This window comes from Corynebacterium sp. P4-C1 (assembly GCF_030503595.1).
Lineage (GTDB): Bacteria > Actinomycetota > Actinomycetes > Mycobacteriales > Mycobacteriaceae > Corynebacterium.
On sequence record NZ_CP129966.1, the window covers coordinates 1,314,137 to 1,325,187 of the forward strand.

General features: G+C 65.4%; 13 protein-coding genes. 1 reads left to right on the forward strand and 12 read right to left on the reverse strand.

Translation table 11 applies throughout. The features are described from left to right. Positions 1–6 precede the first annotated feature (6 nt). Genes tsaE through glmS form a run of 4 tightly spaced genes read right to left on the reverse strand, consistent with a single transcriptional unit; the run spans position 7 to position 4,248 of the window. Positions 7–507 carry a tRNA (adenosine(37)-N6)-threonylcarbamoyltransferase complex ATPase subunit type 1 TsaE gene (tsaE, locus tag QYR03_RS06190; protein WP_301713383.1) on the reverse strand — a complete coding sequence of 167 codons (501 nt, stop codon included), beginning with the start codon at positions 505–507 and terminating at the stop codon, positions 7–9. Continuing rightward, positions 504–1,613: an alanine racemase gene (alr, locus tag QYR03_RS06195; RefSeq protein WP_301713384.1), complete on the reverse strand. Its 1,110-nt coding sequence runs from the start codon at positions 1,611–1,613 to the stop codon at positions 504–506. The genes tsaE and alr overlap by 4 nt, the downstream gene beginning before the upstream one ends. Before the next feature lie 54 nt (positions 1,614–1,667). Next, positions 1,668–2,327: a hypothetical protein gene (locus QYR03_RS06200; RefSeq protein WP_301713385.1), complete on the reverse strand. Its 660-nt coding sequence runs from the start codon at positions 2,325–2,327 to the stop codon at positions 1,668–1,670. A 49-nt stretch (positions 2,328–2,376) separates the two neighbouring features. Next, positions 2,377–4,248, reverse strand: coding sequence for a glutamine--fructose-6-phosphate transaminase (isomerizing) (gene glmS / locus QYR03_RS06205; RefSeq protein ID WP_301713386.1), 1,872 nt, complete (start codon positions 4,246–4,248; stop codon positions 2,377–2,379). A gap of 120 nt (positions 4,249–4,368) precedes the next feature. Here glmS and QYR03_RS06210 point away from each other — a divergent pair, with 120 nt between their 5' ends. Continuing rightward, on the forward strand, positions 4,369–5,220 hold the full coding sequence (locus tag QYR03_RS06210) for a dienelactone hydrolase family protein (protein WP_301713387.1): 852 nt from the start codon (positions 4,369–4,371) through the stop codon (positions 5,218–5,220). Here the strand turns inward: QYR03_RS06210 and QYR03_RS06215 are convergent. The 8 genes from QYR03_RS06215 to QYR03_RS06250 all read right to left on the reverse strand — a co-directional run bounded on the left by QYR03_RS06215 (position 5,217) and on the right by QYR03_RS06250 (position 10,935). Next, positions 5,217–5,465: a hypothetical protein gene (locus QYR03_RS06215; RefSeq protein ID WP_301713388.1), complete on the reverse strand. Its 249-nt coding sequence runs from the start codon at positions 5,463–5,465 to the stop codon at positions 5,217–5,219. The two genes, QYR03_RS06210 and QYR03_RS06215, sit on opposite strands and share 4 nt — an antisense overlap. Further along, positions 5,465–6,892 (reverse strand): hypothetical protein, encoded by a 1,428-nt coding sequence (locus tag QYR03_RS06220; protein WP_301713389.1) that lies wholly within the window; start codon positions 6,890–6,892, stop codon positions 5,465–5,467. The genes QYR03_RS06215 and QYR03_RS06220 overlap by 1 nt, the downstream gene beginning before the upstream one ends. Next, on the reverse strand, positions 6,885–7,187 hold the full coding sequence (locus QYR03_RS06225) for a hypothetical protein (RefSeq protein ID WP_301713390.1): 303 nt from the start codon (positions 7,185–7,187) through the stop codon (positions 6,885–6,887). Before QYR03_RS06225 ends, QYR03_RS06220 begins: the two co-directional genes overlap by 8 nt. 112 nt (positions 7,188–7,299) lie before the next feature. Further along, a complete protein-coding gene (gene glmM / locus QYR03_RS06230) occupies positions 7,300–8,643 on the reverse strand; it encodes a phosphoglucosamine mutase (protein ID WP_301713391.1) in 1,344 nt (447 codons plus the stop codon). Positions 8,644–8,807: 164 nt separating this feature from the next. After that, the gene (gene rpsI / locus QYR03_RS06235) at positions 8,808–9,383 is read right to left on the reverse strand and encodes a 30S ribosomal protein S9 (RefSeq protein WP_259849998.1); all 576 of its coding nucleotides are present in this window, start codon (positions 9,381–9,383) and stop codon (positions 8,808–8,810) included. Beyond that, the gene (gene rplM / locus QYR03_RS06240; protein WP_259850000.1) at positions 9,383–9,826 is read right to left on the reverse strand and encodes a 50S ribosomal protein L13; all 444 of its coding nucleotides are present in this window, start codon (positions 9,824–9,826) and stop codon (positions 9,383–9,385) included. The genes rpsI and rplM overlap by 1 nt, the downstream gene beginning before the upstream one ends. Before the next feature lie 452 nt (positions 9,827–10,278). Beyond that, the gene (locus QYR03_RS06245) at positions 10,279–10,566 is read right to left on the reverse strand and encodes a WXG100 family type VII secretion target (RefSeq protein WP_259850002.1); all 288 of its coding nucleotides are present in this window, start codon (positions 10,564–10,566) and stop codon (positions 10,279–10,281) included. Positions 10,567–10,611: 45 nt separating this feature from the next. Beyond that, positions 10,612–10,935, reverse strand: coding sequence for a WXG100 family type VII secretion target (locus tag QYR03_RS06250; RefSeq protein WP_259850004.1), 324 nt, complete (start codon positions 10,933–10,935; stop codon positions 10,612–10,614). Positions 10,936–11,051 lie beyond the last annotated feature (116 nt).

Genomic DNA, 11,051 nt, shown 5'->3' on the forward strand with positions numbered 1-11,051 from the left:
ACAACCCTACTCCGACAGCGACCAGGAGATGATCCGGCCCTGCGATTCAGGGTCGTCGAGTGTGAGCGTCTCCCGGTCGAGCTCCACGAGCAGGTAGCGCGACGCGATCTGCTCGACCAGGCCGCCGCCCCATTCCGCCACCACGACCGCGTCGTTGAGTTCCGAGTCGAGGTCCAGCGCATCGAGCTCTCCGAGCGGGTCCACCGCGCCCGTCCCGCCGACGCTGTCGAGCAGGCGGTAGGCATCAACGTGCACCAGCGCGGGGCCGCCGCTTTCCTGCGGCTTGTGCTCGCGGGCGATGATGAACGTCGGGCTGGTCACCCGGCCTTTGACTCCCAAGCCCTTCGCGATGCCCTGGGTGAGCGTTGTTTTCCCGGCGCCCAGCGGGCCGTCCAGGATCACCACGTCGCCAGCCTCGAGCGCCCTGCCCAAGCGCTCACCGAACGCGCGGGTCTCCTCCGCGGTCGCGCACTCGACGCGCCCAGCTTCCGTGAACGGCGGTTTCATCGCACCTCGTCCTTCCGCTTATCGACGTATTCCCGGCGCACCCGCCCATGCGGCGCGCACACCACCTCATAGTGGATGGTCCCCGTCCGCCGCGCCAGTTCTGCGGCCCCCATGCCGCCGTCGCCGAAGATGACCGCTTCGTCGCCCACTGCGACTCCGCCGGAATTGTCGCCGAGCCAGATAATGAACTGGTCCATGCAGATCCGGCCCACCTGCGGGTAACGCTTGCCGGCGATGGTCACCTCCACGGCGTCCTGCCACGAGCGGTGCAGACCGTCGGCGTAGCCCACCGGCACCACCGCCGTCCAGCCGTCCGCCGGCGCCGTCCAAGTCAACCCGTAGCTCGCGCCTTCTCCCTTGCTGATCTGCTTCACCGCGGTGATGCCTGCGGTCCAGGTCATGGCAGGGACGAGTGGGGCGGTGCCGTCGAGAAGCGGTGCTCCGCCGCCCTCCACCGGATCGAGGCCGTACAACGCGATCCCGGGGCGGACCTGGTCGAATACGTGCGCCGTGCTGGTGAGCACCGCCGGCGAATTAGCCAGGTGTGCCCACCGCGGCGACAGCCCCTCCGCGCGGGCGAGCTCCACGGCACGGGTAAAGGCGTCGAGCTGCTCAGCGTTGTGCGGATGCTCCGGCTCATCCGCACACGCGAGGTGCGACATCATGCCCACGACGTTGAGCCCCGCCTGCTTCGCCGTGCGGAAAGCCCGAAGCCAATCTTCTTCGTCGATGCCGGAACGGTTCATGCCCGTGTCCACGACGATGTGCAGTGGCGCGGCAACCTCGTGCTCCGCCAACCACGTGAGGTGCTCCATTCCCGGCACCCCGAGCTCCACACCCGCGGGAATCTCCTCCCCCGGCTCCCACAACCACGCCACGACCGGCTTGCCGGTGAGCGCACGCACGTGCGCCGCCTCAACGAAATTGGCCACGCCGAACGCGTCCGCCCCCGCGGCATCCATGACCGGCACGACTTGCTCCGCGCCGTGGTTGTACGCGTCCGCTTTGACCACGCACATCAGGCGGGTCTCCCCGACTTTCTCCTTGAGCAGCCGCGTGTTGTGGTCGATCGCGGCCAGGTCGATGCGCAAAGTCGAGGAACTCATGGCAGTCATTCTGCCACTGCCGCCGGCTGGACCAGCACAGCGCTGCCGGGAGTTCTAAACGAGATGGACGGTGCCGAGAACGATGAGCAATAGAGCCACCGCCCAGGTGGCGGCCAACGAGACCTTCCCCGGATTCTCCCGGGCCACGGCGAATGCGCGTCCGGCGGGGCTATCCGGAGCACGGCGCACCCACCCGACCAGCAGCGCGCACACCGTGGGCAGACTCAGCGCGACAGTGGCGTAGAGCACGAGGAACGTGTAGCGCACCGCAAGATCCACCCCCGCGGCCGAGAGCACGGCGAGACCGCCGTAGAACGGGACCGACGTCGCCGACTGGATCAGGCCGAGCACGAACCCGACCAGCACCGTCTTCGCCGACGGTGTGCGCAACGGTGCCAGGATGCGGTTGACCAGACCCGAGTTATCCCCGCCACGTAGCGCGAGCACACCTGTGACCACACCGGTGGCGATCAGCAGAATGCCGAAAACAGGGCCTTCGACGAAGCGCTGCACCACGTCCCCGAGGCCGTCGAAGACGATCAGCATCAGGAACGCCAGGGCAGCCACGCCGCACCAATCGCCGGCGATGAGCAGCGACGTCGTCTTGGCGTAACGCCCGCTGCCGCGGGGGACCATCACGCCGACCGCGACGATGACAGCGATCAGTAGCAGGTTGATCGAGTCAACAAACGCGAATTGGAGGGCGGTGAGCATCCGGGAGAACTACCCCTACTTTCTCTGCCTACTTCTTCTGGACCGCGTCCTACTCGACGGTGACCGACTTGGCTAGGTTGCGCGGCTTGTCGATGTCCTCGTTACCGCACTTCTCCGCGATGAACGCGGCCAAGAACTGCAGCGGGACCGTCGCCAGGAGCGGCTGCATGATCGTCGGGGTCTGCGGGATGCGCAGCAGCCAGTTCGCGTACGGCTCGACGGCGGTGTCACCCTCCTCCGCAATGACGATCGTCTTCGCGCCGCGGGCACGGATCTCCTGGATATTGGAGACAATCTTCGAGTGCAGCTGCGACACACCGCGCGGGCTGGGCACGATGACGACAACCGGCAGGTCGTCCTCGATCAAGGCGATCGGGCCGTGCTTGAGCTCGCCGGCGGCGAAGCCCTCTGCGTGGATGTAGGCGAGCTCCTTAAGCTTCAGCGCGCCCTCGAGAGCGATCGGAAAACCGACTCCGCGGCCGAGGAAGAGCATCGTCTGCACCGCGCCGAGAGTCTCGGCGATGTGCTGGCACTCATCGTGGTTGGCCAGTGCCGCTTCGATCTTCTCGGGGATGGTTTCCAGCTCGTTCCAGATCGCCTCGATCTCATCCGGGTACTTGGTGCCCTTCGCCTGAGCCAGTGCCAGGCCGACGATGTAGTTCGCCGCGACCTGCGCGAGGAACGCCTTCGTGGAGGCGACTCCGATCTCCGGGCCGGCGTGCGTGTAGAGCACCGCGTCGGATTCACGCGGGATCTGGGAGCCGTTGGTGTTGCAGACTGCAAGCACTTTCGCGCCCTGGGTCTTGGCGTGGCGGACCGCCTCGAGGGTGTCCGCGGTCTCGCCGGACTGGGAGATGGCCAGAACCAGTGTGCGTTCGTCCAGGACCGGGTCGCGGTAGCGGAACTCGGACGCCACCTCGATTTGTACCGGGATGCGCACCCAGTGCTCGATGGCGTACTTCGCGGCCAGGCCGGAGTGGTAGGCAGAGCCGCAGGCCACGACGAAGACCTGGTCGAAGGACTTCAACTCACGCTCAGTGATGGAGTTCTCGTCCAGCACGACGCGCTGGCCGTCCCAGTGGCCCGCGAGGGTGTCGCGGACAGCGGCGGGCTGCTCGTAGATCTCCTTCATCATGAAGGAATCGAAACCGCCCTTCTCCGCGGCCTCCAGATCCCAGTCGATGGTGAAAGGCTTGCCTGTGCCCGGGGTGCCGTCAAAGTTCAGGACCGAGTAGTCGTCTGCAGTAATCACCACTACGGAGTCGGACTCGAGCTCGACGGCGTTCTTGGTGTACTCGATGAACGCGGCAACGTCGGAGCCGAGGAACATCTCGCCCTCGCCGACACCCACGATCAGCGGGGTGGAGCGGCGTGCCGCAATGATCGTGTCTGGGTGGTCCGCGTGGGTGAACAGGACAGTGAAAGCGCCCTCGAGGCGGTTGAGCACTTTCAGGGCCGAAGCCTGGAAATCACCCTTGGTGCTGCCCTCGTCCTCGCCGTTGTAGGCGCGCGCCAGCAGGTGCGCGGCGACCTCGGAGTCCGTGTCGGACGCCATCTCAATGCCGGCACCCTCGAGCTCCTCGCGCAGCGGCGCGAAGTTCTCGATGATGCCGTTGTGCACGATCGCAGCACGACCGTCGTAGGACATGTGCGGATGGGCATTCTCGTTCGTCGGGCGTCCGTGGGTTGCCCAGCGGGTATGGCCGATGGCAGTGGTGCCGCTCAGCGCGCCGTCGCCGAGCTCGGCAATCTTGTCCTCGAGGTTCTGCAGCTTGCCTGCACGCTTGGCGACGTTGATCTCGCCCCCGCCCGCAACTGCGATTCCCGCCGAGTCGTACCCGCGGTATTCCATCCGGCGCAGAGCCTCAAGCGCGATCGGCAGCCCCTGCTGCTGTCCTACGTATCCCACGATTCCACACATGCGCACAAGGATAATGCACGTGCCCGTTCTTTCCCGCACCACGTGCACTGGGTCCTCACGCCCGGTACTCACCTCACGATCTGCCGCACCGCGCTGCATCCATGCAGTATCCTGATCGACGTGTCTGCGAAGTTGAAGAAGCTCAGCGAATTGTCCAAGCGTGGCCCGCACCGGGTCATGGAAGGCGACCTCGGCTACACCGGTCTGCCCGGCAAGGTGTACGTCCCGGCCGACGGCACAGCCGTGCCCGGTGTGGCATTCGGCCACGACTGGATGAAGAGCGCCGGTGATTACACGAAGACCCTGCGCCACCTGGCGAGCTGGGGCATTGCCGTGGCCGCTCCCGACACTGAGCGCGGCTTCAACCCGAACCACGCCGGCTTCGCCGCCGACCTCGAGACTGCGCTGCAGATCCTCGGCGGCGTGAAAATGGGCAACGGCAACGTCACCGTCTCCCCCGGCAAGCTCGGCATTGTCGGCCACGGCATGGGCGGTGGCTGCGCGGTTCTCGCGAGTGTGAACAACGAGAAGGTCAAAGCCGTCGCTTCGCTCTACCCCGCATCGGTCGCCCCGTCGGCGGACAACGCCGCCCGAAGCCTGTTCCTGCCGGGGCTGGTCATCGGCCCCGATGAGGACGCCGACGCCATCTTCGATCCGGGCAACCCGGCCAAACTGGCGTTCAACTGGTCCGGCCCCGTCGCCTACCGCACGGTGAAGGACGGCAACCAGAAGTCCTTCAGCGAGGACGGCATGAAGAAGTTCCTGCTGGGCCAGGGCCGTTCCAAGGCGAGCGTCCAGGAGCCGGTCCGCGGCCTGCTCACCGGGTTCCTGCTGCACCAGCTCAACGGTGACAAGGCCTACGCCGCCTACTCGGAGATCGACGCTGAGGGCAAGGCCGTCGAGTCCCTCTTCGGCAAAGATCTCGCCGACCGGGCCGAATTCGCCCGCTCGGACAAAAAGAGCATCTTCTAGGCTCTCGGCTGCTCCGTCGGCCCCTCTTTCCGGAGCACCCCCTGCACCCGCCCGTGCCTGACCCCGCGGTATGTTCCGCGCGGTGTCTGCGCGGGCGGTTTCTGTATGTTCAGCTCCCGCACCATCGCCTGCTGCCGGGCCGACTGCTCCATTTGCCGCTGGCTTTCCTGCAGAACCCGCTCAAACTCGGCCATGCGCTTGGCTGTGCGCTCTTTGAATTGCTCCGCGTACTGGTGAAAATCCATTACCATCCCCCTGTCGTACGGGCCCGCTGCTGATCGTCTTGCTCGTCCGGCTGCTCAACCTGCACCGGCGCCTGTTCCACCGGCTCTGCACCGCTGACCGCCATCGGCTCCACAAGCCCCTTCTTCGGAGGTGGCGGCGGCTCCTTCACCTCAGCCAGCTCAGGCGGCGGGGTGATCGTGCCTTCGTCTTCTGGGCACTCGGTCTGCGACACCGGTTCCGTATCCGGCTCCGGGGCGGGTTCCGGCGCTGGATCCGGCTCCGGGGCAGGTTCCGGTTCCGGGACGGGCGGTTCCTCCGGGCAATCCTGCTCGGGTTCCGGCTCGACCGGGCACTCAACTTGTTCCAGGCATTCCGCCGCCATCTGGCCGAAGGCCTCGAGACCGGCAACGACCTGCTTGACCACGCAATCGCCCGCCGGCCCCACAGGCGGCACCGCGGGCGGAGCTGGAATCGCCGGATTCAGGCACTGCGCCGGCAACGTCCCAACAGGCGGCATCTGGCTCTCCGCCTGCGCGCATCCCACATCCATATTCACGTCCACATTGACCGTGATGTTCACTCCCCCACCCCCAGCTGCCGCCATCGCAGGTGCAGTGGGCACCTCGGGCGGGGTAGGCGCCGGTGCCGTTGCTGGTTCCGGTGCTGGTGCTGGGGACGGCACGTGAGCCTGTTCCGGAGCAGGAACCGGAGCGGCCGCCGGCGCTGACGCAGGCTCAGCCGCCGCTACCGGACACGCTGGGGCCGCGGCCGGAGACGCCGCTGGCGGGGCATATTGCTTGGGGGCCGGCGGCTGGGCGTTTTCGGCGTCGTCGCAAAGCTGCTTCATGCCGTCGTAGCACTCCCCGATAGCATCGTTGCGGTCGTCGACCGTGCCCTCGATTGACAGCAGGCCCTCCACGATCGGTGTCAGAACCACAGATCCCAGTTCGACGAGCGGACAGTCCTTCAACGCGGCGATGAGATCGAGAATGACATCGATCGTGCTCTGCATACCGTTGTCGGCGGTCTCATCGATCGTGTTCACGGAATCAGCGCAGTCGCAGGAATTGTCGTGGAGGCCGTCCAACGTGTCGGAATGGGATCCCTGCTCCTCGTCCAGCTCCTGCTCGTGTCCGCCGATACCGATGGTGCTCAGCCAGTCGTGTGTCCCGGGCGCCAACTGCCCCAGCACAGGCAAGGCCGCGAGCAAACCGACGATCCCCTCCGGGGCCGCACCGGACGCAGCCGACGAGCTGGCTTTCGGGTTCAACGCGGCGAACTCGTTCGTCCAGGCGGATGTGTCCAGCCCATTCGTCATGTCGATCTTGGCGGAAATAGACATGATTTTCTGCCCCACGTACGCCGCGTCAGCGAAGCTGATGCCGGGTAGCACGGCCACCTCGCGGGCGATCTCCCCGAGGCCTTCCTTGAGCTTGGTGTTAGACATGGCCGCGCAACCCCTCCGCATTCTGCGCGTCCGTTTCATCGATGTCGGCGATCAACCGCAGTATTTCTTCGAACTGATCCACGCGCGCCTTGAACCGGTCGACCGTCTGCCCGTGGACTCGCTCCATCGCCGAGGCGAGCTTTTCCCCCTGCTCGGCAAAACCCTCCCCAAAAGATGCCGTGTCCACCTCCGGCACTTTTTCTTTCAGCCTGTCGATCGCCTCGTTGTAGCTATTCATCTTCGATTTCAATAGCGCCCGGAGTTCATCCGGTTCCAGGTGCAGCTGGTCGCCCACACTCATCACTTCCCCCAGCATGGTTGAAGCCGCAAAAAGCGGCAGCCTTCATCTTCCACAGACTTAGACTGCCGCCGGCCCAGATCGGTTCCCCGCCGGGCGAAAAAATTTCCTAGACCGCAGCGACCACCGCGGCCAGACGCCCCGCGACCTTGCGGGCGTGCTCTTCCTCGGAGGCTTCCACCATCACGCGGAACAGTTCCTCGGTTCCGGAGGGGCGCAGCAGGACACGGCCGTCACCGCCGAGCTCGCTCTCGGCCTCCGCGATGGCCTCCTGCACGGCCTGGTCGCCCAGGATAAGGGACTTGTCGGAGACAGGAACGTTGATCAGCACCTGCGGAAGAACCGTCATCACCGACGCGAGCTCCTTGAGCGTCTTGCCCGTCTCCGCCATGCGCTCCATGAGGAGCAGGCCGGAGAGGGTGCCGTCGCCCGTCGTCGCGCGCGCCGGAACCACGATGTGGCCCGACTGCTCGCCGCCGAGCGAGAAATCGCCCGCATTGAGCTCTTCGAGCACATAACGGTCGCCGACCTTCGTTTCACGGACCTCGATGCCCTCGCGCTGCATCGCGAGCTTCAAGCCGAGGTTGCTCATCACAGTCGCCACCAGCGTGTTTTCGCGCAGCGACGACTTCTCCTTCATTCCCAGCGCCAGCACCGCCATGATCTGGTCGCCGTCGACGACTTTGCCCCCGGCGTCGACGGCCAGGCAGCGGTCCGCGTCACCGTCGTGCGCGAGTCCCAGGTCCGCGCCGTGCTCCACGACGGCCCTCTGGATTTGCCCGATATGGGTGGAACCCGCGTTGTCGTTGATGTTGTAGGCGTTTGGTTCATTGAAAATCGCTACGACCTCAGCACCGGCGGCGGCATACGCCTCCGGCGCGATCTTGGACGCCGCGCCGTTCGCGCAGTCCACAACGACCTTGATTCCCTTGAGTGGCGTGGTCACGGACTCCGCCAGGTGGTCCAGGTAGCGCCCGTGTGCGTCCGGGGACTCCTCGATGATGCGGCCGATGCCGGTGCCGGTCGGGCCACCTTCGTCGCGCTCATCCATGGCGCGCTCGATCTCGTCCTCCACAGCATCGGCGAGCTTCTTGCCGCCGGCGCTGAAGAACTTGATGCCGTTATCGGGCATCGGGTTGTGGGACGCTGAGATCATCACACCGATGTCGGCGCCGTAATCGTCGGTCAGGAACGCCAGGCCAGGAGTGGGAATCACACCCACCTGAAGCACATCCACGCCCTTCGACGCCATTCCCGCCGCCATCGCGGCCGCAAGCATCTCGCCGGACACGCGCGGGTCACGCCCGATGATCGCTGTGGGCCGGCGCTGCTCCGAACGCTTATTCTGCGTCAGCACCGTCGCCGCCGCCTGCCCCAGCTTCAGGGCCAGCGGTGCTGTCAGTGCCTCGTTGGCGAGGCCACGCACACCGTCAGTTCCAAAGAGTCGAGTCATGGAAGACAATTATGCCCTAGCGCCACGGATCCGCTCGGTGGGGGTTGTTCACGGGCGGGACGCTCGAAACGACGGCAAGCTACCTTTCTCCACGCCCCAGAAAAGCGGAAACGCCGCCGCCCCACAACAGGGAGCAGCGGCGAGACGCGATGTGAAAGCGACGCTTAACGCTTGGAGTACTGCGGTGCGCGACGGGCCTTGTGCAGACCAGCCTTCTTGCGCTCCACGGCACGAGCGTCGCGGGTGAGGTAGCCGGCCTTCTTCAGGGTCGGGCGCTCAGCCGGGTTGTAGATGTTCAGCGCGCGGGCGATGGCCAGACGCAGTGCGCCTGCCTGGCCGGTCGGGCCGCCGCCGCCGATGTTGGCCTTGATGTCGAACTGGTTCTCGCGCTCGAGCAGCGTCAGCGGGGCCAGGATGTCCTGCTGGTGCAGCTTGTTCGGGAAGTAGTCCTCCAGCTCGCGGCCGTTGACGGTGATCTTGCCCTCGCCCTCGACGACGGTCACGCGTGCGATGGCGCGCTTACGGCGGCCCACGGTCTGGATCGGACCCTCGTGGAAGGATGCGACCTCGACGGTCTCCTCCTGAGTCTCGTCCTCGACTGCGACTGCGTCACCGATGGTGTAGTTGAACTCCTCGGTGGCAGCGGTAGCCGCGTCAATGTCGGTCTGGGTTGCCTCGACGCCCTCAGTCTGGTCAGCGGCGTTCGTGGTCTCTTCGGTGATGTTGTTCGGCTCGGTCATTACTGCGACACCTGCTTAAACTCGAAGTTCTCGGGCTTCTGCGACTCGTGCGGGTGCTCGGAGCCGGTGTAAACGTGAAGCTTCTTGATGGACTGACGGGAGAGGCGGTTGTGCGGCATCATGCCCTTCACAGCCTCTTCGATCACGCGGTCCGCACGCTCGTCGAGAGCGCGGCCCAGGGTGATGGACTTCAGGCCACCCGGGTAACCGGAGTGACGGTAGCGCATCTCGCGGTCGCGCTTGTTGGACGAAATGTGGACCTTGTCGGCGTTGATGACGATGACGTGGTCGCCGGTGTCAACGTTCGGTGCGTACTGCGGCTTGTGCTTACCGCGCAGCAGGTCTGCGACGGTGGAAGCAAGCTTGCCCAGCACCACGTCGGTAGCGTCGACGACGTACCACTTGCGGGTAATGTCACCGCTCTTCGGGTGGTAGGTAGACATGTATGACTCCTTGAAGTCTTTATCTAGAGGCTGCCGGCCAGGGCGCGCTCACCTATCCCTCCCCTGTTCCGGCGGCCGGTGGAGACCCGGTGGGGTGGCCCGGGGAAACCTCGCGCGCCGGCATCTGGATGATTCGGCCCGCAGCTTCGCCCGGGAGGCAAAACACACAGGGCATTAACCTTAGAGCACGCGCTGTCGAGACACCAAAACGCCGCCTGCACGTTCTTCGCGCGTGCGGTGCGCGAGTCCCGTGTAGGCGGCGTGCCCGTGGCTCAAGGCGCCACCAGCCCCAGGTGGTGCCTTGAACAGATGTGCCGTGTGCTGTGGCTACCGTGGACCTCCACCGCGTCTGCCCCCAGGGATGCGGGCGAAATGTGTCAAGGTGGTCCGCGGGTGTTTCAGCCTTGGCCGGCGTTGCTGCGCAGGTCTGTTGGTGCGTGTTGGTGTGTGGTCTACCCCCAGCTGTTCGCGGCTGCCGTGTTCACGGCCTGCATACGGTCGTTGCCATCGTCAACCGCGCGGCCGATGGTGGAGAGGATCTCGTTGAGTTCCCCGGCGGCGGTGTCCCACTTGCGCTGGTGCTCTTGGTAGCGCTCGGCTGCTTCGCCTTCCCAGGAGTCCACCATTGGCTGCAACTGGGACTTGAGGTCGTCGAGCTGGGTGCCAATGTTGCGGGAAGAGTTCTGGATATCGGAGGCGGCGTCTGCGAGGGAACCGAATCCGTACTTGATCACTGTCACGTTGTTCTCCCTTGTTCTGTGTTCTGCTTGTGCTGAATTTCTGCTTTAGAGGGCCAGCCCACCGGCCGGCGCGATGGTGGCGAATGCATCGGAGTTCGCCGCCTCAACGTCCTCGAAGTTGCCGGCGTTGTCACGGATATTCGTCGCGATGTCGGTGAGTGCTTCCCCGAGACGCCGCTCTGCGTCGTCGAAGCGCGTCATCAGATCGTCGAAGCTGGCCTGGGCGCTGCCGGACCAGTAGTCGCGCGTGGACTGCGCGACATCCTGCAGGCGGTTGAGCTCGGCGTTCACCGAGTCGTTGGTGTCGTCTACCTTGTTCGCCGCGTTACGCATAACGTCGGCTTCTGTACGGAAATGAGCGTTGCTCATGTTTCCTCCCCCGATAGTGTTGTCTGTGCTTGTAAATGGACGGGGCACGCGGCGCGAGCCGTTCGTGGCCTTTCCACCTTTATTGGACTGCTCTTTCCCCGCTTCGGTTCCCTGCG

Bases quoted from the DNA above. Each gene is read 5' to 3' on its own strand.
- rpsI (WP_259849998.1), bottom strand. From the start codon at position 9,383: ATGACCGAGCCGAACAACATCACCGAAGAGACCACGAACGCCGCTGAC.
- QYR03_RS06220 (WP_301713389.1), bottom strand. From the start codon at position 6,892: ATGTCTAACACCAAGCTCAAGGAAGGCCTCGGGGAGATCGCCCGCGAG.
- alr (WP_301713384.1), bottom strand. From the start codon at position 1,613: ATGAGTTCCTCGACTTTGCGCATCGACCTGGCCGCGATCGACCACAAC.
- rplM (WP_259850000.1), bottom strand. From the start codon at position 9,826: ATGTCTACCTACCACCCGAAGAGCGGTGACATTACCCGCAAGTGGTAC.
- QYR03_RS06250 (WP_259850004.1), bottom strand. From the start codon at position 10,935: ATGAGCAACGCTCATTTCCGTACAGAAGCCGACGTTATGCGTAACGCG.
- QYR03_RS06215 (WP_301713388.1), bottom strand. From the start codon at position 5,465: ATGGATTTTCACCAGTACGCGGAGCAATTCAAAGAGCGCACAGCCAAG.
- QYR03_RS06200 (WP_301713385.1), bottom strand. From the start codon at position 2,327: ATGCTCACCGCCCTCCAATTCGCGTTTGTTGACTCGATCAACCTGCTA.
- tsaE (WP_301713383.1), bottom strand. From the start codon at position 507: ATGAAACCGCCGTTCACGGAAGCTGGGCGCGTCGAGTGCGCGACCGCG.
- glmS (WP_301713386.1), bottom strand. From the start codon at position 4,248: ATGTGTGGAATCGTGGGATACGTAGGACAGCAGCAGGGGCTGCCGATC.
- glmM (WP_301713391.1), bottom strand. From the start codon at position 8,643: ATGACTCGACTCTTTGGAACTGACGGTGTGCGTGGCCTCGCCAACGAG.